The 25,659-nt window shown below is 33.4% G+C and carries 27 protein-coding genes and 3 pseudogenes; 18 read left to right on the forward strand and 12 right to left on the reverse strand.

Annotated features, from left to right (window positions below; translation table 11 throughout):
• The first annotated feature begins 28 nt into the window (after nt 1-28).
• The gene (locus DYQ05_RS00530; protein WP_206183631.1) at nt 29-1,000 is read left to right on the forward strand and encodes a hypothetical protein; all 972 of its coding nucleotides are present in this window, start codon (nt 29-31) and stop codon (nt 998-1,000) included.
• A gap of 7 nt (nt 1,001-1,007) precedes the next feature.
• Here DYQ05_RS00530 and DYQ05_RS00535 read toward each other — a convergent pair whose 3' ends face one another.
• A complete protein-coding gene (locus DYQ05_RS00535; protein WP_206183632.1) occupies nt 1,008-1,265 on the reverse strand; it encodes a hypothetical protein in 258 nt (85 codons plus the stop codon).
• Nucleotides 1,266-1,518: 253 nt separating this feature from the next.
• Between DYQ05_RS00535 and DYQ05_RS00540 the strand changes: the two are divergent.
• The 12 genes and pseudogenes from DYQ05_RS00540 to DYQ05_RS14420 all read left to right on the forward strand — a co-directional run.
• Nucleotides 1,519-1,761 (forward strand): annotated as a pseudogene (locus tag DYQ05_RS00540) (RHS repeat-associated core domain-containing protein); the annotation flags it as partial.
• A 35-nt stretch (nt 1,762-1,796) separates the two neighbouring features.
• On the forward strand, nt 1,797-2,036 hold the full coding sequence (locus DYQ05_RS00545; protein WP_020963915.1) for a hypothetical protein: 240 nt from the start codon (nt 1,797-1,799) through the stop codon (nt 2,034-2,036).
• A gap of 126 nt (nt 2,037-2,162) precedes the next feature.
• Nucleotides 2,163-2,501: a hypothetical protein gene (locus tag DYQ05_RS00550; RefSeq protein WP_225969237.1), complete on the forward strand. Its 339-nt coding sequence runs from the start codon at nt 2,163-2,165 to the stop codon at nt 2,499-2,501.
• Between the two features lie 94 nt (nt 2,502-2,595).
• A complete protein-coding gene (locus DYQ05_RS00555) occupies nt 2,596-2,898 on the forward strand; it encodes a hypothetical protein (protein ID WP_020963917.1) in 303 nt (100 codons plus the stop codon).
• 90 nt (nt 2,899-2,988) lie between these two features.
• The gene (locus tag DYQ05_RS00560; protein WP_020963918.1) at nt 2,989-3,654 is read left to right on the forward strand and encodes a hypothetical protein; all 666 of its coding nucleotides are present in this window, start codon (nt 2,989-2,991) and stop codon (nt 3,652-3,654) included.
• Between the two features lie 90 nt (nt 3,655-3,744).
• Nucleotides 3,745-3,996 (forward strand): hypothetical protein, encoded by a 252-nt coding sequence (locus tag DYQ05_RS00565; RefSeq protein WP_144299176.1) that lies wholly within the window; start codon nt 3,745-3,747, stop codon nt 3,994-3,996.
• 49 nt (nt 3,997-4,045) lie between these two features.
• Nucleotides 4,046-4,543, forward strand: a complete 498-nt coding sequence (locus DYQ05_RS00570) for a hypothetical protein (protein ID WP_020963920.1) — start codon at nt 4,046-4,048, stop codon at nt 4,541-4,543.
• Nucleotides 4,544-4,949: 406 nt separating this feature from the next.
• Entirely contained in the window at nt 4,950-6,215 is a 1,266-nt protein-coding gene (locus DYQ05_RS00575) for a hypothetical protein (protein ID WP_020963922.1), read from the forward strand.
• A 183-nt stretch (nt 6,216-6,398) separates the two neighbouring features.
• Nucleotides 6,399-6,875, forward strand: a complete 477-nt coding sequence (locus tag DYQ05_RS00580; protein ID WP_020963923.1) for a hypothetical protein — start codon at nt 6,399-6,401, stop codon at nt 6,873-6,875.
• An 18-nt stretch (nt 6,876-6,893) separates the two neighbouring features.
• Nucleotides 6,894-7,238, forward strand: a complete 345-nt coding sequence (locus tag DYQ05_RS00585) for a hypothetical protein (RefSeq protein ID WP_024465768.1) — start codon at nt 6,894-6,896, stop codon at nt 7,236-7,238.
• A 9-nt stretch (nt 7,239-7,247) separates the two neighbouring features.
• Complete coding sequence (locus tag DYQ05_RS00590; protein WP_024465767.1) at nt 7,248-7,526, forward strand: hypothetical protein; 279 nt, start codon at nt 7,248-7,250, stop codon at nt 7,524-7,526.
• 29 nt (nt 7,527-7,555) lie between these two features.
• A pseudogene (locus DYQ05_RS14420) lies at nt 7,556-8,050 on the forward strand (RHS repeat domain-containing protein); the annotation flags it as partial.
• A gap of 1,009 nt (nt 8,051-9,059) precedes the next feature.
• On the opposite strand, the gene DYQ05_RS00600 reads toward DYQ05_RS14420, so the two are convergent.
• The 8 genes from DYQ05_RS00600 to DYQ05_RS00630 form a co-directional block, all read right to left on the reverse strand.
• A complete protein-coding gene (locus tag DYQ05_RS00600; RefSeq protein WP_206183633.1) occupies nt 9,060-9,707 on the reverse strand; it encodes an ABC transporter ATP-binding protein in 648 nt (215 codons plus the stop codon).
• On the reverse strand, nt 9,701-10,585 hold the full coding sequence (locus DYQ05_RS00605; protein WP_206183634.1) for an ATP-binding cassette domain-containing protein: 885 nt from the start codon (nt 10,583-10,585) through the stop codon (nt 9,701-9,703). Before DYQ05_RS00605 ends, DYQ05_RS00600 begins: the two co-directional genes overlap by 7 nt.
• Nucleotides 10,586-10,594: 9 nt before the next feature.
• Nucleotides 10,595-11,227: an ABC transporter permease gene (locus DYQ05_RS00610; RefSeq protein WP_252723434.1), complete on the reverse strand. Its 633-nt coding sequence runs from the start codon at nt 11,225-11,227 to the stop codon at nt 10,595-10,597.
• A gap of 169 nt (nt 11,228-11,396) precedes the next feature.
• A complete protein-coding gene (locus tag DYQ05_RS00615) occupies nt 11,397-12,239 on the reverse strand; it encodes an ABC transporter permease (RefSeq protein WP_252723435.1) in 843 nt (280 codons plus the stop codon).
• A gap of 110 nt (nt 12,240-12,349) precedes the next feature.
• The gene (locus tag DYQ05_RS13395; protein WP_252723539.1) at nt 12,350-13,327 is read right to left on the reverse strand and encodes an ABC transporter substrate-binding protein; all 978 of its coding nucleotides are present in this window, start codon (nt 13,325-13,327) and stop codon (nt 12,350-12,352) included.
• 19 nt (nt 13,328-13,346) lie between these two features.
• Nucleotides 13,347-13,898, reverse strand: coding sequence for an ABC transporter substrate-binding protein (locus DYQ05_RS13400; protein ID WP_252723436.1), 552 nt, complete (start codon nt 13,896-13,898; stop codon nt 13,347-13,349).
• Nucleotides 13,899-14,027: 129 nt separating this feature from the next.
• Entirely contained in the window at nt 14,028-14,924 is an 897-nt protein-coding gene (locus DYQ05_RS00625) for a helix-turn-helix domain-containing protein (protein WP_206183637.1), read from the reverse strand.
• Between the two features lie 157 nt (nt 14,925-15,081).
• Nucleotides 15,082-16,842, reverse strand: coding sequence for a methyl-accepting chemotaxis protein (locus DYQ05_RS00630; RefSeq protein ID WP_252723437.1), 1,761 nt, complete (start codon nt 16,840-16,842; stop codon nt 15,082-15,084).
• Nucleotides 16,843-17,250: 408 nt separating this feature from the next.
• On the opposite strand from DYQ05_RS00630, the gene DYQ05_RS00635 reads away from it, so the two are divergent.
• Genes DYQ05_RS00635 through DYQ05_RS00655 form a run of 5 tightly spaced genes read left to right on the forward strand, consistent with a single transcriptional unit; the run spans nt 17,251 to nt 20,474 of the window.
• Nucleotides 17,251-17,565 (forward strand): PadR family transcriptional regulator, encoded by a 315-nt coding sequence (locus DYQ05_RS00635; protein ID WP_020963934.1) that lies wholly within the window; start codon nt 17,251-17,253, stop codon nt 17,563-17,565.
• A 16-nt stretch (nt 17,566-17,581) separates the two neighbouring features.
• Nucleotides 17,582-18,766: a DUF4097 family beta strand repeat-containing protein gene (locus DYQ05_RS00640; protein WP_020963935.1), complete on the forward strand. Its 1,185-nt coding sequence runs from the start codon at nt 17,582-17,584 to the stop codon at nt 18,764-18,766.
• Between the two features lie 11 nt (nt 18,767-18,777).
• Nucleotides 18,778-19,308, forward strand: a complete 531-nt coding sequence (locus DYQ05_RS00645) for a DUF1700 domain-containing protein (protein ID WP_020963936.1) — start codon at nt 18,778-18,780, stop codon at nt 19,306-19,308.
• Between the two features lie 13 nt (nt 19,309-19,321).
• Nucleotides 19,322-19,510, forward strand: coding sequence for a hypothetical protein (locus tag DYQ05_RS00650; RefSeq protein WP_206183639.1), 189 nt, complete (start codon nt 19,322-19,324; stop codon nt 19,508-19,510).
• 19 nt (nt 19,511-19,529) lie between these two features.
• Entirely contained in the window at nt 19,530-20,474 is a 945-nt protein-coding gene (locus DYQ05_RS00655) for a DUF4097 family beta strand repeat-containing protein (RefSeq protein WP_206183640.1), read from the forward strand.
• Nucleotides 20,475-20,537: 63 nt separating this feature from the next.
• On the opposite strand, the gene DYQ05_RS00660 is transcribed toward DYQ05_RS00655, so the two are convergent.
• The 3 genes and pseudogenes from DYQ05_RS00660 to DYQ05_RS00670 all read right to left on the reverse strand — a co-directional run.
• Nucleotides 20,538-21,944 carry a small ribosomal subunit Rsm22 family protein gene (locus DYQ05_RS00660; RefSeq protein ID WP_206183641.1) on the reverse strand — a complete coding sequence of 469 codons (1,407 nt, stop codon included), beginning with the start codon at nt 21,942-21,944 and terminating at the stop codon, nt 20,538-20,540.
• Nucleotides 21,945-22,026: 82 nt separating this feature from the next.
• On the reverse strand, nt 22,027-22,659 hold the full coding sequence (locus DYQ05_RS00665; protein ID WP_206183642.1) for a hypothetical protein: 633 nt from the start codon (nt 22,657-22,659) through the stop codon (nt 22,027-22,029).
• A pseudogene (locus DYQ05_RS00670) lies at nt 22,604-25,540 on the reverse strand (alpha-amylase family glycosyl hydrolase); the annotation flags it as partial. The gene DYQ05_RS00665 and the pseudogene DYQ05_RS00670, both read right to left, overlap by 56 nt.
• Between the last annotated feature and the right edge of the window lie 119 nt (nt 25,541-25,659).

The raw sequence follows: 25,659 nt of genomic DNA on the forward strand, positions 1-25,659 counted from the left end.
CTTTCGGACAGCGAATAAGGAGGTTTATATGAAAATATTTTTTAAGATATGTTTTATAATTATTACGATAATGTCTGCTGCTGCTCAATACACTGATATGAACTTTGAATATATTGAAGGAAATAATTTAAAAAAACTTTATGTGTCTTCAAATACGATAACAGAACAGCTGGAGTGGCAAGTAAATATTAAACCTTCATTATATTTTCATATCCAATACTTAAACAATAATAAAGCAATATATTATTATGAAGATTATGAAATAAAGACGGGCGGTATTTTTATCTATGATAAAAATTTAAGTGCAATTAAACAAATAAGTTCTTTTCCATGTATTTACGGTGATGTTTTAACTTTTTCTAATGATTTTTTCTATACTATAGAACGGTTTAATGAAGGGGTTTTAGGGCTGTTTTGTTATGATATATATAGCGGTAAAAATTTATGGAAAAAAGAATTACAATCGTTTAAAAAAAAATTTGTAGAAGAGTATGAGCTCTATAAAATATGGTATGATGAAAAAAATAAATTTTTATATGCTAATTATCATTCATTACCGCATAAGTATGAGGAGGTTAACGAAGTATGTCAAATTATTTCAGTTGATTCTGATGAAATATTATATTCATCAAAAGGAAATTTTTTAATGGCAGCCAGCAATAGTAATTTTGATACGGTGTATTTAAACCGTGATTATAATTTATACAAATTACAGGTAAAAAATGGCGGTATAAGTGGAGTATCAGAGCCTATACGTATTTGGGATAAGAAAAATATAAAAACCTTGAGAAAGAATCAAAGATATATATTTATTGCTCCCGTTAAAGATAAATATATAATCGGCATAGAAACTATAAAAATTAACCTGTTTGCAAAATTTTTATTTGGATTTGGATACCATTACGGAAAATATGAATATTTTATTTGTGATAAAATAAATAATGAGTTGCATATAAAATTAAAATTTAGTACGAAATTACGAATATCTGATGTTAGATAATACAATATTATGAAAACAGAACTTTACATTTATTCACACCCAAACTATCTCTTATTTCGGACAGCGATTGAAACGGTACATGCAGTGAGGCAAAGCCGAACTTCCAGCCTAATCCTTTTTGCGGTGTGCTTAAGCAAATGCGGTTTTTGGAGCGGCAGCGTAAACGCTTGCGTAAAAACACCGCTTGAAAAAGCCCCGAGCAGCAAAAAGATTGCAAGCGGTATTGGTGCAGCAAGCCGATAGGCGTAGCTTCGAGTTTTGCCATTCGGCAAAACATTGTGGGGTAAATTTTTAAATTTACTAAACAACCCCACTGACAGGACTTTTGAAAATAGGCCGATGAAAAAGGTTCAGCCTTGTACCTTTTTCATCTCAGAGTTTTGCTTACGCAAAACTCTCAAGGCTAAAACCGCCTCCATCTATGGCGGGGAGAGAGAAAACTTAACCGCAGGCATATCTGGTATACGTTGAGGACACTTTTTTGCCGTGCGACGCAGTAATTGTCCGCCGTTTCAAAAGAGGACTCGGGACTGTATTATTATGGAGCTAGGTACTTAGACCCGAAATACAGTAGGTGGCTGTCAGGTGACCCTGCACTGAATGATTACATACCTAAAGCTCCGATAGACGATGAGGCCAAAAAGCACAACGAGAATTTACCTGGAATGGGTGGCATATACAACACTGTAAACTTGCACGTGTACCACTATGCAGGGAATAATCCGATTAAGTATATTGACCCTGATGGAAGGGTTCTAGATACACCATAGGTATAGGTATCCTTAAAGTCTTTGGTATGGCTTTAGGCAAAGCCGGAAGTCATTATTTTGAATATGCGGAATCAGCTTTCAAACGTGCAAAACTTATTCCCAGAAGTATGGTCGTCGGTATGATTTTATCCGGAATTAGAAATAAGGAGTTAGGTACTTTTTTTAAAGCTATGTCTATGCTTGGAATAAGTGCTGATACTATAAAAACTTCTTATGAAGAATATAAGCAATGGCGTGAAAAAAATAAAAATTTTGAGGAAAAATAAATTCCAAGGAATATAGATAATTTTTTTACAATTTTGTCGGTCTTGCCCGGACTTTATTGGGTTATATTGTATATTCTTTTATTGTTATATGTAATTGCTTCATGGTTAGGAAGATTGAACAAAAAAATGAAAAATATTATATTTGATAGTCCGGCAGTTGATACATGGTTCCATATTTTTAGGTATACAATACAGCCTTCAATAATATTAATTATTTTTACGATAATTTTAGGTAAAAGGATATATTATGGTAATATGGATTATCATTATGGTTCTATAAAAATTTTAATAATATTTATTGTAGGAATAATTTGGTTTTTAGGAATGTGTATTATATCAAGTATACAAAAGAAACGTGCAGAAAATGGTGATTTGGGATTTGCTTATAAAATAACAGCAATATTATCATGTATTTTATTTCCTCTAGTTGCATTAATTATTGTATTTTTTTTAGTGAAACAATAATAATGAAATTGAGGAGTAATAGGTACTAAAAACTATATTTTTATAGATAGTCTTGAAAATGATGTATGTAATTTTATTTAGAGAGAGGTATTACATGATGAAAAAAATTATCTTATTTTGGTTTACTTTGTTAATATTGTTTTCTTGTAATGATGAGAAATCTAATATCGATTCTAAAGAACTTGTAAAAGAAAAACCGGATTCCGGTATTCTTGGAATGAGCGATAAAAATAATCAAGACTCTCTTGAAGTCGATGAAAAAAGCTCAAACAAGCTCAGACAACCTGATTATGATCTTACATTGTCTTTAGAAGGTACTACTTCTTTATTTCCCACCGAGTCTGATTATCTTAAAAACGGTCCTAAATATAAAAGTTTGATTTCTCGAAAAAAATAGGCAAGAAAAGGGATAGAAAGGCAAATAGAATCACTACCGGCAGATGGCGATAATTGGGGGCGGGTATATACTCTTGATGATGTAGGTAAGATGGAATTAAAGATTGCAAAGCTGTTTAATGAAAACGGACAGGTTTTGATAGAACTGGAAGATGTGCCGTATATAAATATTTATCCTTGGATTATTAATGAATATGATAAAAAAAACCGTATAATCCGCACTAATTATTCAACATTGAATGTTGATATACCGCCCTTTACAGAAAATTTTTATAAAGAATTGGAATCAAAAAAAAGCCGTGGATATAGATTGTACGAATATATAGAGATTGACGGTGTAGAAGATAGATTGCTATGTTCAATATACGACCATGATTCTAAAGATAAAAAACTGGTTGAAGAAAATAAGCTTGTATATAAATACTCTTCATTGGATAAGCTTATAGAAAAAATGAAAATCGGAGAAGCTGTAAATATTCCGGACTTAGATTCAACCTTTTTATTTTATTTTAATGAAAAAGGTTTGTTGCAAGAAATAAAACCTAATGAATATAGAGGCTGGTCATGTTCGAATATTGAATATGACGACAATGATAGAATACTTGGTGCTGTCTTTGATTTTGGAAATCCGAATTATATTGAGTGTTATGTATTTACAAAACATGATAGTTATGAAAATTGGCTTGAAGCTGATGTGTATGTTAACGATGATGAAGAAGTATCATATACCATATTAAGAGAAATAGAATATTATTAAGTTATAGTGTTATAATAAATTTTTAGACTATTAGGAATATTATATATCTTGGAATGGGACTTTTCCTGAAAAAATGATGATGGTTATGAGTTGGAAAAAAGATTGTATGATGATACTATAATGCGAAAAGCGGTTAAAAATATAACAGTGAAAGGATTGTTATATTCTCTTGTTAGGAGAAAACTCGGAAAACAGCTAAATAAAATTCTAAAAAAAACAGGTTATAAAGAGCTTGATTCTGCAATAATAAGTAGCGGTGACAAATTCAATTGTCAAGATTGGATAGGCGCCGTAAAAGCTGAATACGATAAAATCTTTAAATCTTTACCTAAAGAAGAGTAAGAGAAAATAAAAAAGAATTAAAACTTAAAGAAAAGGAGATGTTTAATTAATGAAAAGATATGTAGTATTTTTTTGCATTATTTTTATAGTTTTTGTTACGCTAATACTTGATATTAGTAAAAATGAAAAACTTATATTCTATAACACTAATATAAATACCGTATATTTTGATTCTATAAAATTAGATGTAAAAGGTTCATCAGAGAGTATTAGGTTAAATAAAAATGAATATGATAATTCTATTTGGGATATTGGTTTTAATGTTTTAGAAGAAAATCTACCTGCAGATTTTAAATATAATGGGATTTTAAAACTAATGGTTTTTGATGAAAAGAGTAATCTAATTATGCTTAAAGAAATCACAGCCTTGGAGCATATTGTGTTTTCTGATAAAGACCTCTCAAACATTAAAATCGCTGCTTTTTGTAGAGATGTATTTAAAATTTCAGGTGATTATGTTGATTTAGTTTTATTAGTGGAACAGGAAGATAAGCAGCTATCCAATTATTCTGTTCGATGTTTTCTCGGTTCTATTGTAACACCATGATGATTTTAAAAAATAGTAAAGGTTTTAGTATTTTTTAAAATAAATTTATGAAATGAATTATATTATGCAAATTAATTATATTTATTCACCGCCTAACTGTCTTACCTTTCGGACAGCGATATCGGTGCAGCAAGCGAGAAGCAAGCGCGGTGCCGATACTTGTTTACTTTTATATTTTGTGCAATAATAAAAGCTATAAGGAAGCTTCAGGATTCTTAAGGGCAAGGCGCTTGCACCGGCCCTTAAGAAGCAATTTTGACGATAGGAGGAGGTATGAGCGGTTTTGCAAAAAATAATACACATAATGCTCCATTTGGTAGTTATGATATACTGGATAAGATTGACACACATCAAGATTTTGATTTGTTTCATAGACTTGAACCTATATAGTATGGGAGATTAAGAGATGTTAAAGAAAAGTATATATATTCCGGTTATTCTGATGTTTTTGTCTTCATGCAGAATTTCCGATGAACATATTATTCAATTTACAAATATGCACTTAGATAGTTATTATTATGTAGATAAGACGACAAAAACATTGCAATGTTACGGAGCAAATGCAAATATTATAACCTGTTATGATTTAATTGGAAAAGAAAAATTATGGGAATTCCCATCTGATAAACTTGCATATGATAGACTGCGAACGGTCAATTATATGTATAATTCGTTTGATGGAAATATTTTAATGTCATTAAGCTATCGGGAATTGGAAGAAAAAAACTCTAATATATGTATCGTAAATGTTTTTTCGGGAAAAGTATTGAAAAAATTGGGGATAACGGGATATGTGTATTATACGATTAAAGAAGGAAATTCTCTTTATGCAGTAATAGGTGTGAATGATGTCGGAATTGATAGAAATGGAATATCGGATGATGTTTTAATTATAAGAATAGATTTACTTTCTTTGAAGTGGTCTATTATTTTCAAACTTTCCGATACTGGACAATCGATGAAATATAAGTCGGAATATTTAAATATACATTTACCGCTTGTTATTATCGACGATATGATATTATTTTATACTCATTATCCGTATTGTGCATATAATAAGCATTATTTATATTCAATAAATAAGAATAACGGAGATATTTATTGGAAAAAGAATGTGCTATCTAACTTTGCAGTTGATAAAATTAATTGTTTTGTTTATTTTGTCAATGATAATTTTGTTTTAATTAAGAAAAATATCGGAACTGATGAAGAATTTGTCATTGCTGAATTTAAAAAGGAATTAAACGATTCCATACTCAATTATAATATAATGATAAATAATAATATTATTTTTATATATGATTATAATTGTAGTGAAGGATATATATACAATGATATGATGAAAAAAATAACAACATTTTCTGAATTAAAATTAGCAAGGCAAAATATATCGTTATTTGATAGAATGCAATCTGCATACTACATTTTATATGATGATGAAAATATTATATATTGGGACCAAAAAAATAAATCAATAAAAAAATATAATTTTTTAAAAAATACTGAGGTGGAAATATTAAAATTAGGTAAAAATAAAGATGTGGGATATTTTGAAAAGTATGATAATGGTGTTGTTTTTATAATATCAAGTCCAAATATGTCTTATACATTTGGGGCGGGAAGTCACGATGCTGTATATACTGTTCTTTTACCGAAAGATTGTTATGAATAAAATAATTAATACTAATTTAAACTTATTTCCGTTAGGAGAGATAAGGTATAGATAAAATGTGTGTGCTAGATGGATGGAATAAGTATTATTTAATATAAAAACCGATTTAATTTACAAAAGAATTTCTGGGTGAGTAAAAATTATATCCCAAAAGAAAACAATAAACCTTTGGAGAGTGAATAAATGACGGAAGGAGAATATTTTATTACCAATTTAATAAAAAATAATATGATTCAATTGTTTGATATAAATGGTAAGGATATGGAATTTGATTTTCAGCGACATATATGTTACAGTATAGCTGACATTTCTCTTAAAATAGGCAATAAGAAAGAAAGAATTGGATTTAGTATCTATTCAGCATTATACTTAGCAAAAGTATGGAAAGTACACATCGAAAAGTCGCAATACAAAAAGAAATTTATTTTATTAGTGCAAGTTGAAAATGAGTGGATATTAGGTAAACGAAATTCTGCTCCACCTTATGTTATATTAAATACTTTTGCAAAAGATAAAATATATAATTATAGTATTTTTTCTCGAATGTATGATGAAGATTTTATTACTAATTATAATTTGGATAAAATATTGAATGATATAAATTATGAACTATTTATGTCGGTTAATGGAGATATTCGTATTCTTTTATGTTATAAATGAGAATAGAAGTAATTTTTAGTGAAAACAAAATTTTGCATTTATTTACAACCTCACTATCTCATTCCTCGGACAGCAATTGAGGCGGAAATCGTTTTTGCGGAAAAATGCTGGTATTACCGCAGTGACCGTCTTGGAAGTGCACAATTTGTAATGTACCGGAGGGTAAATGGAGCTGCTGGTGCTATATCCGGAGTTATACAAACTCCATTAGAATTTACAGAGAAACAAGTAAAACAAATACTAACTGTTCCTGATGGATATTTATATAAAACAAATATTCAAAGAGAGATGTTAAGAGATATTGGAGCTACAATTCGCGATGAAGGTATTAATAATATACTTAATAAATACATAAAGGACTAGGATATTAAAATGAAAAAAATATTTGATATTATTTTTGAATTTCATGATAAAATAAATGGGCTGGTAGTTATAAGTTATTTACTGCTACTATATATCTTCGGAAAATCTGATAAAGTAATAACATTTGTAGTTAATATTACTTTAAATTTAAAATTAGATGTACCTATAAGGACAAAAGGTGTATATGTTTCAATATTTCTGATGTTTGGAACTTTATTTTTAATAGAGATATTAGTCGCTATTATAGCATTGTGCCGATATTTTATTAAGAATAGAGGGGAGATATAATACTGGGAATACATTGAAGCTGTGTTATTAAGGAAAAACGTTACTACTACCATAGTGACCATTTAGGAAGCGCACAATTCGTAACGGACTGGCGCGGTAAGCAATACGAATACATTGAATATACACCTTACGGGGAACTATGGACTTACAAGTCAAAAACAGCAAAGCTGTTTTTGACGACGTATAATAATTTCCTTGCAAAGCAGCCCGTAGGGCTGATAGAAGAGACTGCACCGGGAATAGATAAGTTACCGTTCAGGTTTACAGGGAAAGAGCTTGACGAAGAGACGGGACTGTATTATTATGGGGCTAGGTACCTTGACCCGAAGTATAGTAGGTGGTTGAGCGGCGACCCGTCGCTAAGCGACTATATACCGCAAGCACCGGTAAACGATGAAGCTAAAAAGCATAATGAAAATTTACCCGGAATGGGTGGTGTGTTTAATGTTGTAAACTTGCATGTATACCACTACGCGGGGAATAATCCGGTGAAATATATTGATCCGGATGGAAATTTTATTGCATCTTATTTTGCAAACACTAAATTAAATGATGCTTTTAGTTTTTTTATTGAGAAATATCAAAAAAAATTAAGTGCAATAAATAAGGCTAGTCAACTTTATCAGAAAATATATGATATACCTAAAAACACTGCTTTGGAAGATGCTATAGTATTTGATAAAGAACAAGCTGCCGATTATATTCCTGATGAAGCCGGAAAAAATGCAGAATAGATAGGATATGAAAAGAATTCTAAAGAATATAATAATTATGTAAAACAAGAAACAAAATTATATTCAAAACTTCAAGAGCTTGGAAAACAAAAGTATCCTGATGGTACTTATAAAAATGGACTTGTAGATAAGATATTAAATACGCCTTTGGATATATATAATAATAAATACCAAGAATGCATTTCGGAAGGCTTATCAAACAGTGAAGCTATGAAAAATGCTGATATTGCCGCAAATGAATATATAAATAACACTTTGGAGGATACCGGCTTATGATAAAAAGGTATATTTGTTTATTTTTTTGCATTATTTCTCTTCACATATGTATTTTCGGATAATGCATCAACAGGCTCCTGCGGTTTTCCTATAGATAAATATAAATATGGCAATGGAAATTTTAGAATTGATAATATAATGTCTTTAGCAGTAACTTATTGGATACAAGAAAATCCTTTCCCGAATTTAGATTATTCCAAATCGTATATTGTATTTACCCGGGAATTTATATTTCTTTCCGATTCTAAATTTCTCGTAATTGAAACTATGTGGACTGCATCATATTTGGAAACACTAAATGAATATATATTTGATCACTCCCTAAGCGGGGCTGTTAGGAGTATACTCTTATGAGCTAAATAAAGAAGGAAACATAGAAAATAAAGTTTATGTTATAAAGCTCAAAAATAATAAATTATTTGTATATGATAAAATAACGGAAAAAGAAACGGTGTATGTCTGTAGAGGTAAAGCATTTTTTTAGACAATGGGCGTATATATATTGAAGCGTAAGAAATATAAATTATAAATAAATAAGTTTATCCGTAATTAATGAAAGCATTTTCAAGTCGTGACTTATAAAAATATAGGCCTGATGATTTTTTTCTTTTATTTTCAATAAAAGCCGAATTATTTTTGCCTGTACGCTTGTATCAAGCATTGAGGTAGACTCATCGAAGATAATTATCGAAGGTTCCAACAAAAGGGTCCTTAATATTGAAAAACGTTGCAGCTGTCCGCCTGAAACTTCTTCAGGATAACGTTTAAGGAGATTGGTAGCCAATTGAAGCTCATTCATATTTTCAAGAATTTTTTTTTCAAATAATTTTTTTTCATGTGTTATCGGCATAAAATTTCTTATTTCATTTAAACTGTACGATAGCGTTTTGTTGGGGTCAAAAGAAGTTTCAGGATTTTGCATTACCAATTGAATACAGGTATGCAGTTTTTTATTTTGTTTTAAAATTTGAATGGACGTATTATTAAACAAAATAGTCCCGCTTTCCGGTTTTAAGAAACCTAAAATACACAGTGCTACCGTGCTCTTACCCGAACCGCTTTTTCCTGTGATACCGAGAATTTCGTTTTCGCGTAATTCAAAACTCATATCTTCGATTACCGGTTTTAATTTTTTATTATAACGGTAAGATATATTTTCAACCTTTAACATTCACAAACCCTCACAAAGTGATTATCATCTATTTTTATCATTTTTGACCGGTTGACTTCGGCAGTTTCTATTTCCCTCAGGTTTTGATTCAATAGAGAAAAACCGTCAAAGGCCTTCATTCCGTGAGAAGGAAGGGAGGCCAACAGATTTTTAAAATAAGGATGAAGGGGATTATTAAAAAGTTCTTTTGTCTTCCCCATTTCATAAATAAAACCTCCATGCATTACAATAAGCGTATCTGAAATTTCCTCCGCCAATTCCAAATCGTGAGTTACCAATACAATCGTCAATTTTTTTGTTTTATGGATATTTTGGATAAGCGCAATCGTGTCCTTGCGTAATGCATCGTCAAGGCCCTTAGTAGGCTCGTCAAGAAAAATGATTCCAGGAGAACCTATAATTCCCATGGCAATTAAAAATCTTTGTTTCATTCCGCCCGATAATTGAAAGGGATAGAGTTTAAGAATTTTTTGAGGAGGTTCCAATCTTACTTCTTTTAAAAGAGCACACAGGTTTTTATCGCTTACCTGCTTAGTTTTCCATGCGAGAAGAAGCTGCTGCTTGCAGGTAAGAAGAGGATTCAGAGCGGAGGCTGAATTTTGTAAAACAAAACCCATTTCATTTTTACGGATAGACCGCTTTTCCGCCTCTTTAAGTGCATAAAAATTTTCCCCCTTCCATGTTACCGTGCCTGAAATATGAGCATCAACCGGTAATAAACCGCTTATAGTATGCTCGGTAAGAGATTTGCCTGAACCCGTTTCACCGGTGATACAAAAAATTTCTCCTTTTTGGATAGTAAAGTTTAAATCCTTTAATATGGGTTCGGTTTGTGCGGAAAATCTTACAAAGACATTTTTAACTGTTATATATTCCATTTTTTTAATTTACAAAACAAGATGTTTTGCCCTCCTTTTTTCTCCGGCATATTTTATAGACTCGGACAATTGTGTAAACCAAAAAATGATACTGAATTGCAGTAACCCGGGACATAACACCGTCCATGGTGCAATATTCATATAGCGTATGGATTCCTGCATTATAAGCCCTATATCTGCATGGGGAGGCTTTACTCCGAAACCTAAAAACGAATATGCCGATATGGATAAGATAATATTTCCTAAAATCATACCGGTTTGCGGCAACATCAGCTTAAAACTTTGCGGTATTAAATGACAAAATATAATACGACTATTGCTTGAACCGAGTATTTTTAAATTTAAAATAAAATCGTTATTTTTAAATACAATAATTTCCGCCCGTATCAATCGGGTCAATGAAAAAGAACTTAAAACAATCATCATTATTACCATTGTTTCGGTCTTTGCACCGAAGACGGCGGCTAAAATAACAAGAGCTGTCATTATGGGAAAGCATAACAAAAAATTACTGATATGAAAAAATATTTCATCTGCAATACCTCCGTAATATGCCGCGGCGGTGCCGATATAAAGAGCAAGTATAAATGAAATGACAAAAATAGCCGACGCTAAAAAGAAAACGGAGATAAAACCTTGCACACTCCTTAAAAAAACATCACGTCCGAATTGGTCCGTTCCGAAAATGTGCTGCAATGAGGGGCTTTGAAATTGTATCTCCGGGTTGTATGCATTCGGGTCAAACTTCAAAGTTAAAATACCCATGATAACTAAGATTAAAATAGACAGAGATAACCGATATAGAAATTTTTTATTGTGCATATAGTTCATGGCATGCTCTCTTATCCATCTTTAAATAATAAATATCCGCAAGAAGATTTATCACAAGTACTATTGTGGCTGAAAATAACATTCCTCCCGACAGCAGAATATAGTCTTTATTGTTCGAGGCATTAAGCATTAAGAGGCCGAAGCCGGGTATCGAAAATATTCTTTCTATCAATACGGAGCCTCCTAAAAGTGCGATTACATTGATTGCCAAAACGGCAACACAGGGTGCGGAAATATTTTTTAACACATGTCCGAATAGAATTTTTTGTGAGGATAAGCCTTGAGCTTTGGCCAATTCTATATAGCCTTCCTGCAATATCAATGCGGTCTTACTCTTTACTATCTGTATAAAATATCCCGACCCCATTATGCCTAGTAAAACACCGGGGATTAGTAAGCTGTTCATTCCATGGTAACCTACTACAAAATGCAGCTTCAGTTTTGCAGTACATACCCATACAACAAGTAATGCAAGCCAAAAGAAAGGAATACTCATCGAACATATTCCCCAAACTTCAGTGAGCTTATTGAGGACGGGCTTGTTTTTCCATGCAGTATACATACCGCACGGAAAACTGAGACAAAGCTCCGTAAACAATGCGATAAAGCTGAGTAAAAGGGTTTTTGAAAAACTTGTTGTAATTTCGTTTACAACACTGTCCCCTGTGATAAGACTTTTTCCGAAATCTCCTCGGATAATTCCTTTTAACCAATTTAAATAGGCGTCCTTAAAAGGAAGGCTTAAATTCTGTTCGGCGGCATACTGTTCCGCTTGCGCTTCGCTTATAAATACACCGGATACCTTGTGTTTTAATATAATCATAGCCGTACTTTCTCCGGGTGCAAAGTACATCACGGAGAAAGAAAGGGCCGTAATTACCAATAAGTATGGGATAATAGTAACCAACTTTTTCAGTAAAAGCCGCCTCACTGCTATTTATCCCATTTGACGTCTGATAAATCTATTTTATACGCACTTTTTGAAAATTTAAAACCGCTTAACTCTTTTTTATAAAATGCCCTGCGTGTTTGCGTATAAACCGGAATAAAGAGATTCTCTTCCCATTGAATGTCCCAGTATTCGGCAGCTGCCGTTTTAAAGGTTTGTAAATCCGCCGCTTTCAATATCTTTTCGCCGGCCTTAACAGCATCGGAGTTAATACCGAATCCTATACCGAATTCGTTGTAGTCGGCATTAAGACCTCCGAAGTCCAACGAAGTTATTAAAGGCTCAAATAACGAGAGAGAAAAGCTCATATCCCATTCTCCTTTTTTCAGTTTTTCAACGGCAATGGGAGGATTTACCGCTTCGATATTTACTTCAATGCCTATTTCTTTTAAAGTATTTTGCACAAAAATGGCAATATCTTTTTGTTGCGGCTTCGTTGTCGAAACATAGGTTAGAGTAATTTTTTTACCGTCCTTTGTTAAAGCTCCGTTGTTCCAAGTATATCCCGCCTTTGTCAATATACTTTTTGCCTTTTCAAGGTCATATACAAAGGGCTTTTTGTTTTTAGGGCCGTCATCAAAGGCAGGATTAAAAAGATAACCGCAAGAATCCGCTTGTCCGAAAAAGAGTTCCTTTGTAAAGGCTTCTTTATTGATAACATACTGCAAGGCATGACGTAATGCTTTATCTTTTAAAAAGTCTTTTTTATAATTTAAACCTATTCCGAACACTATAGTATACGATTTAGGGTCTTGCAATAATTTTGTAAATTCTTTTGACTTACTGAGCTCATAGCTTACCGCCAGAGGAATAGTGCCTGCATAATGTTCCGTAATACCGATAACATCTACCTGTCCCGCTTGCAAAGCCAATTTACGGGCATCACCGTCCGGTATAACTTGCCAAATAAGAGTTTCTATCCTGTACGGCTTTTTATCCCAATAGTTAGGATTTTTAACCAGTACGGCTTTTACGTTTTTTTCATATTCTTTTTAAGAGGTAAGGACCGGAACCGATGTACTCCGTAATGGTACCGTCTTCCTGTAAGAATCTTGCAGGAATAAGTTGATTTTTTTCAAGTTCATCTAAAAGAAAAAGAAACGGTTCTTTCATTACAACCTTTACGGAAGTTGTATCTATAATATCGATTTTTTTCAGCTTGGATATATAACTTCTAAACTGCGTCTTGCCTATAACCTCAATTGATTTTTTTAAGTCCTCTGCGGTTGCCGCCGTACCGTCGGAGTAGGTAAGCCCTTTACGCAGATGAAGTACAAATTCGGTACTCTCTTTATTTACCGTCCAATTTTCAAGCGCCGCCGGCTGTACCTTTCTTTCCTCATCTAAAGTAACAAGAGTGTCGAAGATAAGGGTTCCTGCTTCTTGGTTTCCTTTAAAATCGGAAGCCGCCCCTAAAACAAGACGCTGTTCCCTCATTCCGAGGGAGCTTACATCGCTTTCTCCGCTTCCCATAGCAAAAACAGGCCATAAAAAAAAGCCGAACACAATACAATATACGATTAGTTTTTTCATTATATCCTCCAAAATATAAGTTAGATGCAGCTAATTTATATAAAAAGAATATGCCCGTCTAATCCGAATTTTGCGGAATAATCCGTTTTTTTACAAATTTATATTAAATTTATTTTTATACCTTGTAATTTACTTTACAGGAGCTTCCATTCTACGGAATTCTCCCGGAGAAAGCCCCATTGTTTTTTTAAAGGCTGCGGCAAATTTTCCGGGATTTTCATAACCTTGTTCGAGGGCTATGTCCAAGACGGTTCTGTCTGTATTTTTTAAAAGAGATGCCGCCTTATTCATTTTGTATTCTTGTCTGTAAAGGCTGGGAGAGATACCGTAAACCGATTTAAATATTTTTTGAAAAGAGTTGTAATTCATATTTGCCTGTAAAACGAGCTCGGTAATGGGAGCGGAAGTTTTCAGCATAGCGGCAGTTATTTTTTTTACGGTTTTAAGGGTGGTTTCAGCTATAAGCGTTTCGCATTTTTTAATTACACTTACTTCCGATGCCGCATAATAGATAAGTTCTAAAATTTTTAATTGCATGAGAGGTCGATTATTTCGGTCAAATAAATCATACAATTCCAAAAAAATTTTTTCCATTTTATTATTGGAATCTGCATAGTACCATTGTTCGTAAAGATTTAGCCGATAAATAATAAACTTAAAATCCATATCCCATGAGGCAAACAAGGCTTTAAGCCAGGCGTCAAATTTTTTATAAGAAAAAACAACGGATATACCCTCATACAGTTCGGCAGAAATTTCTGCCTCCGCAAGATTGCATAAAGACGAGGATAGTGTTATCTTTCCCATACCGCGGGAATAATATTTACCGTTTCCAAGCCGACCCTCAAACCTTCCGTACCTGCAATGATGTATCGACAGGTCTTCATTTACCGTATCGGCAGCGGAAGAATACTTCCATATCTTTCCGCCTTCGCAAAAATAATGTTCTATCATAACTCCGGGAAAAACTTCTATAATGTATTCGGAATAATTTTCCGTTTGATATTTTTTAATTTCAGTTGTCATAATGAGCTAACATTATATAAAAAAAATGAATGTTAGACAAGGAGATTGCAAAGACTCCGAATTTATTATAAGTTTTTAATGTACGGATAAAAATATCGCGAAATGAAAAAAATAATGTAATGCAATCTTAAAAATGTATAATGCGGCAATAAAATTATTACACCTTAAATTTTTTTACTTCAAATGCTAGATTTTCTATGTTTTGCTTATTTTTTTGTGTAATTTCGTTTATTTCTTGTACGGCATTGTTAATTTGAATTGCGCCTGTAGCCATTTCATTCATACTGTCTGTAATTGCCCGTGTTAAATCGCTTAATATCTGAGCCGCCTGTGCCGCATTTTTACCGCTTTTTAGCATTTCTCCCGAGCCTTCTTTTACTTCAAGAGTTACCGTATTTATATTTCGTATTGCAATAAGCATTTCATTGTTGCCGTTTTCCTGCTCATGCATTGCCGCGGTAATTTGTTCAATATGTTTTAACGCTTTTGCGGCCAACTCAAAAACTTCTACAAAAACATTTTCGGCCGCTCCTCCCGATTCGGTAAGATTTTCAATTATTTCGGTAGACTCTTTAAGCATTTCCGAAATTTGCTTTCCTTGCATATTCGATTCTTCCGCAAGTTTCCTGATTTCATCTGCTACTACCGCAAAACCTTTTCCCGTTTCACCTGCATGAGCGGCTTCAATAGCGGCGTTCATTGCCAAAAGATTTGTCTGACTTGCAATATTTTGAATTACTTGGCTTGCTTCCTGCAAAGCATTGGATTTTTCGGAAATTTTTGTAACATCTGCATTTGCGGCCGCAGCACCTTCCTTCCCTAAAATGGAGTGCTTATGCAAAGACTGCATTACCGATTTGTTTTCATCTAACATTTTTCCTATCGATGTAATATTTGCCGTCATTTCTTCTATAGAAGACGATGATTGTACAATACTTGCAGCTTGTGTTTCGATAGATGAATTCAATTGTTTTGTTGTGTACATCATTTTTTCTATTGAATCCGAAGTTTCACCTACACTTGCCGACTGCGCCAGAGCTTGCTGTTTTACGCCGTTTATGTTTGAATTTATTTGATGCATTGCGCTTGCCGTTTCCGTCATATTGGCGGCAAGTTGCTCTCCGAGGTTCGAGAGTACATCGCTGTTTTTTTGAATGGAGAAAATTAAATTCTTTATTTTTTCAAGCATAGCGTTAAAATTGCGTCCCATTTGTCCTATTTCATTTGAAGATTTTACTTCCATCTGATGCCTTAAATCTCCGTCACCCAGTTGTGAAAAAATTTGAGCCGTTTTTAAAATGGGACGTATTACGGAATTTGTTAAAAAGAATACAAAACATATTATGGAAATTGCCGTTGCACTTATAAAAATAGATGTAAGTAAAAGATATGTATCGGCTTCTTTATTTTCTTTTTCAATTATCGTCTTCATTCTTTCAGCAAGTTTATTACAAAAAGCGTTTATAAATCTCATAATTTTTTCCGTTTCCGATTGATATCCTTCATCATGCAAAATTCTTATTGCAAAGTCGTGATAAGACTCGTTTTCGTTTATACTTGCAGGACCTTTTACATATTTTTTTTGTTTTACCGTTTCGATTGCTTGTGTTTCAAAAGCTGCAAGCATATCTGAAAATTTTATAGCGGCATTAAGAAACGACAGTTCTTCTTCCGTACAGCCTAGTTCTCTAAATACATCATATTGATTTATCGTCTTTCCGGCATATAAAGAACATACGGCATTACCCGGTCGTTTAATTTTTCCGTTTCGCCAATTTATTATATCTATATATTCCAAGTTATATTTTTTTTCTCCGGTTACTGCGAACATGCGGCATAATCTTGTTAAGTCTTCCGATGACTGTTTAAGTTCATCTGCCGCTTCAAGCAAATTCTTTTCTTCAATCTGTATAGTCAATAAGGTCTTTTTTATGTGTTTGACCTCATTAAGCATAATTAGAGAGGCTGTAAGTAAACTTGCGATAATTAAAGCGAAGCCTATAAAAAGAGTTTTTATATTAACGGTTTTTAAAAATTTTCCATGGGGGGGGGGGTAATATACTTATTTTTTTTATCCATGTCAATAGGGCTCCTTTAAATTTCATATACTCATTATATATTATAAAACTGAAAAATGCAAGTGTAAAATCTTTTTATCTATAAAAAATTTTGAGTTTTATTACCTTTAAAGATAAAAACATGTCGGTTTTTATGAAATTTAAAAAAAAACGTTAAAAATCATAATTTACTCTTGACATAATATTATATTTTGAATAATATATAAATACTATAATATAGCCGATTAAATTATATTTTAGGAGGAATAATGCTTTTTTCTATAAATACGGGGCTTCTTGAAGCCTGCGTTTTAGCCCTGCTGAAAGTAGGGGATTCTTACGGATATAAACTTACACAGGACGTAAAAAGTTTGGTGCCCATTTCCGAATCTTCACTTTATCCCGTACTTAGGCGGCTTCAAACAAGCGGATATTTGGAAACTTACGATATTCAAGTGGACGGCAGAAACCGTAAGTATTATAAAATAACCCAAGCCGGTGTACGGCAATACGAACTTTTTACGGAAGAATGGAAATCCTATAAAAGTTTAATTGATAAAATTTTTAAGGGTACGGCCCTTTGATAAATAAGGAGAGTTTATGACGCGTGAACAATTTTTAACTGAGCTTGAAAAAAATCTATCTTCATTAAATAAGGAAGATAGAGAAAACACGATTCAATTTTATAAAGAATATTTTGAAGATGCCGGAAGTGAAAACGAACAAAACGTAATAGAAGAATTAGGCAGTCCTGAAAAACTCGCCGAAGAAATTTCGGCTTTTCATAAAGCCCCGTATACCGGCGGGAAAGCCCAAATTTGTAAAACCGTTGACGGTGTCGCCGAAGAAATGCAACTTGAGCTTACTTCTACAAATGTAGATATTTCGGAATCGGACGGTGATTTTATTGAATATAAAACCGAAAATATTTCCGAAGAAGATATAGCGGTAAGAATGGAAAACGGTAAATTATATATTGAAGAAAGGCCTCTTTTTTCTTTACATAAAAGAGCTTTTACCGAGTTTTTCAAAAACATTTCATTTAACAAGGTATACGATGAAACGGTAAAAAGAAGGCTTGAGATTTATGTTCCTAAAAAATTGTGTTTGGAAAAAGCGGAGCTTAATATCAAATTGGGGTCGGTAAAAATAAAAAATGTAAATTTCCGCCGTATAGAAGGATACATCGCTTGCGGCAGTCTTCAAGTTTTAAATGTTCCTTGCAGGAAAATTATTTTTAATGCCTCCGCGGGAGCCGTTATGCTTTCTTCTTTAAACCCTGAAGACATAAAAGTTCAATCTTCCGCCGGAAGCATTTCTTTAAAAAATGTAAAAGCTGAAAAAATTTCGGCTTCTACGGGAGCGGGGAGCATTCTGTTTAAGGACGTTTTTTCGGAACAAATATATGCAAACTCGGGAGCCGGAAGCATAAGTTCGTACAATCTGAAAACGAATAAGGGGAAATTTTCTACGGGTGCAGGAAAGATAAATTTTGAGGACACCGATTTAAAGAACGGCATTATAAGTACAGGTGCAGGCTCAATTGAATTTTGCGGTTCTTTAGAAGAACGTGCGGAGTTTCGTTCTTCCCTTGGAAAAATAGAGTTAAATTTAACGGACGGTTTGGACAATTATTTTATGAAAGTTTACTCAAGAACTTCTTTTACTTTAAACGGACAAACGGTTGAAATTCCGGATGATTTAAAATGTATTGGAAATCAGGATTCGGAAAACCGTATTAATGTTTATACAAATTTCGGAAAAATAAAAATAACGACAAAATAAGGAGATGATAAATGACACGAAATGAATTTATTTCCGAGTTAAGGGAGCGGTTAAAAAGATTGCCGGAACAAGACCGGTATGAGGCTGTAAAGTATTATGAAGAATACTTTGATGAAGCGGGGCCTGAACGGGAGAGGGAAGTAATTGAAGAACTGAGAAGTCCGGCACATCTTGCTTCGAAAATTCTTTCCGACTATGCGGTAAAAGAAGCTGCAATTGCAAAACATTCCGCAAAAGGAGGTATTCGTGCCCTATGGTTTACGATACTCGGAATATTTGCGGCCCCTATTGCAATTCCGTTTGCAATAGCTTTAACCCTTGTAGTTGTAATATTATGTATAGCCTTGTGCTTGGCTGTTTTTTCATTGATTTTAGGCGGAGGAGTTTTAGGTATTGTTGCAGCGGGTATGTTATTTGTCAGGCCCGCTTCGGCATTGATTCTTATAGGATTTCTTTTAATTGCAATAGGAATTACAAAGCTGTTATACCGCCTGATTACCGTAATTATTAACGGCATATCGTCGTTTGTAAAAAAGATATAATATTGGAGGCTTTATGATTACAGGACTTATAGTTTTCGGAATTATTTTTGCAATTGCAGGAATTATCTTGGGTGTTTTAGGCGGAATTATTGTGCTTGCATTTAAACTGGTGTTTGTTTTAATTCCGACTCTTTTTGTACTTGCAATCGTTATCGGAATTCCTGCCGTTGTTATCTTAGGAATTATAAAATTATTACGTTAATTTAATGGAGATGTTATTTATGAAAAAAAATTTTAAACCGTTTTTAATTATTGCTGTCGGAGCGTTTCTTATAGGCGCAGGTTATATATTGGGAGGAAGAATTAATTGCTTTATACATAAACCTGCACCGAATTCGCGTTTTGAAAGAGTGTGCAAAAACATACTGGGTAAAGACAGTTATGGAAATATTTTTGCAGATGAGGAGGAAGATATGGACGATTATGAGTATGGCGGTTATTTCGAAGGTAAAACGGAAAGTTTAAACGGTGTTACCGATGTATCTATTTATTTAAAGACTGCCGTAATTGAAGTGGATTTTGAATCGAATTTCGATTATGCGGAATATAAATTGGTAGATATGGAAAAAAAGTATTTTTCAATTAAAATTATAGACGGAAAAATAGAAATAGAAGATATGACTCCCCGGAACAAAAATTTATGGTTTAATTTCGGAATGAAAAAAAACTCACCCAAAATATTTTTGCATTTACCGAAAAAATTCGAATGTAAAAACTTTGTATTTAATGCAGGAGTTTCAAGGTCAAAATTATACGGAATAGCTGCCGATAATTTTGTTTTAAACAGCGGTGTAGGTGAAATTAAAATTAAAAATATGTATGCAAAGAAGTCTTGTATATTTAATACGGGTGTAGGCGAAGCTGAAATAGAAGAAAGTGAAATAAATAATCTTACTTTAAAAACCGGTGTCGGTGAAGTGTCGTTTTCAGGGAAGCTTTCGGGGAATACGGTTATCGAAGGCGGAATAGGAGAGATTAACTTTTCAATTAACGGCAGCGAAGATGACTACGATTTTGATTTAAGTGCAGGCTTGGGAGAGGTGCGCGTAAACGGACAAGGAGGTTCTTCATTTTTAGGCTCTCATAGAAGTAAGACAAGCTCCGCCGTTAATCATATTTCCGTAACGGGCGGTATCGGCGGCATATATTTAAAATTCAAAAATTAAAAATAATCTGTTTTTGTAAAATTTAAAGGCACGGCTAAAAGCCGTGCCTTTATAAGCCTGGTTTTAAATATTTATTACGGCAGCTCCCGTTTTTTTATCGTGCGGAAGCTGCTTTGTTTTTTCAGTATGTATTTTTACAAGAGTTCCGTCTTGATAAGTTTTAAGTTTTGCTTTAAACGAATTTTTTTCGGTTAAAAGTAAAAAGCCTTTTTCGGAACATGCATATCGTCCTATTTTCCCGTCTCGAAGTTTTATAATGTCGGAAGTTATTCTTGCTGTAAACCCGTCGCTGTCTTTTAAATTTTGACGGTATACGCTCTCTTCCCGTTTGTCTATTGTTTTATTAGGAGCTTTACAGTAAATAAAAGAAAGGCTCGCTCTTGATTTTTCCAAATTTGCCGTTTCCGAAGTCTTTACAAGGTTTAAAGGCGCTTCGTCCGTATAAAAAGAAAAGTGGCACCATTTATCAAAGGCAATAGGCATATTTTTATTTTCGGGTAAATATAATTTAGTTCCGGGGATAGGGCAAATGCCGTTATGCGGACAGGGAGTTTCAACATAAAATTTTTTTTCTAAAAAATTCTTACGCAGTTCCGAAATAAATTCTCCCGCAAGAGGAATGCCGGGTTCTATTATTAGAGCGGCACCTTTTTTATTAAGATAACGTAAAACGGTATTAACGGCTTTTTTTGCTTCTCCGTTAATTTTTGCCGAAGAATCCCAAAATATTTCGTTAAACATATTCGCGCTTACGAAAAAATCCATATCGGTTTTTAATGGAGTGCCGAAACTGCCTGTAACCTTTGTAATTTGCCACGGTGCGTATGGTATATCTTTGTCCTTTTCCGTGAATTCGCAAAGTGATTTAAAAATACTTTCTCCTGCGGAAAGGGCTTTTCCTGAAATATCCGCACAGTACCAATGAAGCCTCTTTTTTCTAAGCTCAGGTTTTGCAATCCAAAATGCACAGGCTAAGGTTAAAGGGCCTGACCCGAAATCGGCAATAATATTTCCGTCTTGTAAATCGAATTCCATATTTGAAATTAATTTTGAAATACGCACCAAATTCCACCACATATAATGATAAATATATGCGGTAAGTTTTACTGGATTATTTAAATAATTTACCTTACGCGAAGAGCGTTCATCAGTAAGCTCATGAAATAAACGTCTTATATCTTTCGGAATTAGAGCTTCCTGTTTTGAATTAAGTAAAAGCGCTTTTTTTACAATAATGCCGAAGGAATTTAAAAGATTCATTGTTTTATCGTCAAGAGGAGTAAATATCGATTTTTTTTCATTTTTTATTTTTGCAATAAATTCAGGCGTTTCCGTTTTTGTTTTATTAAAGCCTTCTTTTTTTTCGGATATTTTTTTTGTCTTATTTCCGTTTAAGGCGGATTCTTTTTTATTTTCCGTTTTTTTTATAAATTTTTCATAAAAAGGTTTTTTCTCCAATTCATTTGCCATATTTTCTTTCTCCTAAAATAAGTTGTAAGTTGTTTTAATATCTATCTTGTATATAAATATTCCAAGACCCGATAAATATCCGTTATTGTTTAAAAATATTTTTAAGTAAATTTTCGGTTTTATATTCCGAATTTTGAATTTTTTCGTATAAGTTTTTAAACATTTTGTTTATGTCTTCGATATTTTGTTGATTTACATCGGTATTTGCGAATTCAAAAAGGACTTCCAATAAAAGCGCATTTTCCGCACGCTCCTTATTAAACCAGCTTATTCCGTTCCATTCATTTACACAAAGATATTGTTTCATATTTTCATTTATAAACCAGTTTTGTATTATATCCGCCGGTTTTGTTTTTTTATGTCCGGCTCCGGCCTGACTGCAAAGTAAATCCTGTGTTGTTTCTTTTTCGGTTTTTTCTTTTAAAAAATGTAAAGAATGCAGGATAGATGTAATTTCGTAAAAATAAGAGGCGGTTTCGCTTAGATTTTCGTTATAAAAAATTTCGCCGATTTCTTCCGTAAGGCCTAAAGAAAAAATTGAATTGCCGGGAAGCGTTTTTAAAAGAGCCGCTTGGATAAGAGAAGCGAAATACGCCAAGGATACTCCGTTATTTGCGAAATCCGAAAGGTTTAAAGAGTTTTTAAAATTTAATGCTTCCTGAAAATAAAATAAAGAAATTCTTTGTAAGATTTTTAAAATTTTGTAAAACTTCATTTGCTTCTCTTTCGTATTCGCCGGATAAACTGTTTGCATAATGAATTGCCGATGTAAAAATATTTAAATACTCCGTTTCATTTTTATTTAAAAAACTTTGAATTAAATTCAGTTTTTCTTTTTGAGTTTTTGTTTTTTTACATTCGTTTTTAATTTTAATTAACCGTTCAAAATAATTTTTTGTAAAGAGTTTTTTTAAATCCGAGTATAAATCCTTTAATTTTATTTTTTGTAATCCGCGCCGAATATTTTGTATACCCTTTCCGTTCAGTGTTTTGTAAAGTTCCTCATAAGAACCGTCGATATCTTCCGTTTCGTAAATATTTAAAAAGACTTGAGTTTGATATCCGCTAAGCAAGGCAAAAAAACCGTTTAAGGCAATTTCGGAATTCTTACGTATAAAAAAAAGTTTTGAGCGTTGTTCCCGAAAGACGGTAAAATATTTTTCAGCATTTGTTAATTTTAAAGCATCTATCAATTCGCTCCGTATTAAGATTTTTTCGCCCTCTTCGGTTTTAAATGTAAATGCCGCTGAAGTTTTTATTGTGCCTGACGTACTTTCATAGGCATTGTTATAAAAGATAAGACTTCTTTCTCCGTTAAAAAAATTTGTCCATGCAAAAACATTTTCGTTTACTTTTCCGTTATTCCAAAAATCAAATAATCTGAAATTTTCCACACCTGAAAAAATACGGCGTTTGTGTAAAAGCGGAAAAATTTCTTCCTTATGCCTTTTAATGAGATAAGAGTTTTCTTCTTCGTTTTTGTATGCTTTTTTGAATTCCATTCCGTATTTTTCTTCAAAGCCTTCTATTTGGCCGTGCCCGAACATAGGTAAGCCAGGCATGGCACACATCATTGTGCATACGCCGAAGTATTTATCTCCCGAACCGAATTGCACTATTGCGGTTTCTTCATCGGGGTTATTCATAAAATTAACGTAGCGCTTTAAAACTTCGGGGTCGAATTCCAAAGTGTTTTTTACGGTTTCACGGTATTTTGCATTTTCTTCATTTTTAAGCATATTCATAAATGCGGAATTGTATACCCTGTGCATTCCGAGGGTTCGTACAAAGTACCCTTCCATCATCCAAAAGGCTTCCGCAAGTAATAGGGTTTCTGGAACTTCGTCGGCACAGCGGTCTACAACTTCGCGCCAAAATTCTTCAGGTATTTTTCTTTCAAATTCTTCAGGCTGCATGGAATACTCGGAGCGGCTTGCAATATCGCCTCCTTTTCCTGGTGCAGGATACCAAAGTCTGCGGATATGTTTTTTTGCTAAAACCATTGCCGCATCGAAGCGTATTATCGGGAAATTTTTTGCTACATAAATAATTTTTTGAATAACCGCTTCTCTGGCTTCGGCATTTAAAAAATCGATTTGCGCCGTATCATTCCAAGGCAGTCCCGTGCCGTCATTGCCGTGGTAGATATAGCTTACGGCTCCCGTATAATTGTCGATTCGCTTAAAAACTACGGAGCAATCCGTTTTGGAGTAATAGCCGTCTTCAAGGTAAACACTTATTCTTTTATCCTTTGAAAGATTTTCACCCGTAAAATTATAAGACGGAAAGGGAGGTTCGGCACATTGTAAAAAAAACTGAGGTTTTTCCGTTACCCATTTTGAATCAAGCCCCGTATGGTTGGGCACCATATCTGCGGCAAGTTTTATTCCGAAGCGGGCGGTTTGAGCTCTCAGTTTTTCCAAGGCTTCCCAACCGCCCAATTCTTTTGAAATGTTGTAATCATAAAGGCTGTATGCGCTTGCCGCCGCTTCTTTGTTACCGCAAATTTGTTTTATCCTTCGGCTTGCTTCCGAGCGCTCCCATATACCTATAAGCCAAAGAGCATTTATTCCCGCTTCCGCCAAAAATTTAAATTCTTTATCGGGAATTTGGTCAAGCCGTGTAATTGAAGCCGTATATTTTTTGCTTAATTGCCACAGCCAAACAAGTGTGCTTTTGGCAATTAAGACGGTATCGGGCATCCAATTTTTATCGGGTGTAAAGTGTTCATATTCATCTAAAAGGTTTTCAAAACTGTAAACGGGAATTTCAAAATTTTCAGATGGAGGTGCCCAGCCGCTTTTTTGTTCTTCACTTAATATGTCTTCGGCATTTAATATGTTTAAAAGAATATCTTTGATAAACGGGCTCCAATGTTGTTTTATAAATTCCAGCTGTCCTTTTAAACTGTAAGGTGCGTATTTTACGGGAGCTTCCAAAAACGAAATAAGGTCCGTTCCGTCTTCCGTAAACGGTTTATTTTTTTTTGACCGAATTTTCAATATTTTCCAAAAAGCGTTATATTCGGGTGTTTTTTTTAAGTTTCCGTCATAAGATAAAATCGAAAATTGACTGTTTGCAGGGTTTATGTTTATAAGGTTTAATAGTATAAGCTCTTCAAATGCCGTAAATTTATTTTTCAGGTGCGATACGGTATCGTTTTTTTTAAGCCGGTTTTTTGAAGTAAGTTCTTTTTTATAAACTTTTTCTGGAGAGAATTCCCGGCAAAAGGCTTCTAAAAGGCAATCCATGTTTTTAAGATTTTGTTTTTTAAATTCTTTATCTATAAATTTATATGTATTTGAAAAAAAATCTTTTTCCGTTTTTGTTATGTATAAATGTAAAATGTATTTAAAAATGCTTCTAAGCAAGACCGCCGCATTAAATTCTCCCGCATTTAAAACCTCTTTATCGCCGCCGAAAGAGCCGCTTTTTATAATATCGTTAAAATTAAATACAAACCGCCTTAATTCAAAAATATTTGCAAATTCTATATTTCCGGTTACGGAAATGTTTAGAGGTTTAAAAGTACATTTTTCCCGTGCGGTGCGGTTAACGGGATATTCCATTGTGTTTAAAAAGGCGGCTGCGCTCATAACGAAAATTATAACACGAAAAATAGACGGCGTCAAGCGGTAGGCCAAAAGTTTACCTTATTAAAACATATTTCAGCTTTGCCTACTTGACGACAGGTAATAGTTCAAGTAAACTGTAA

This window comes from Treponema pedis, assembly GCF_017161325.1.
GTDB classification, from domain to species: domain Bacteria; phylum Spirochaetota; class Spirochaetia; order Treponematales; family Treponemataceae; genus Treponema_B; species Treponema_B pedis.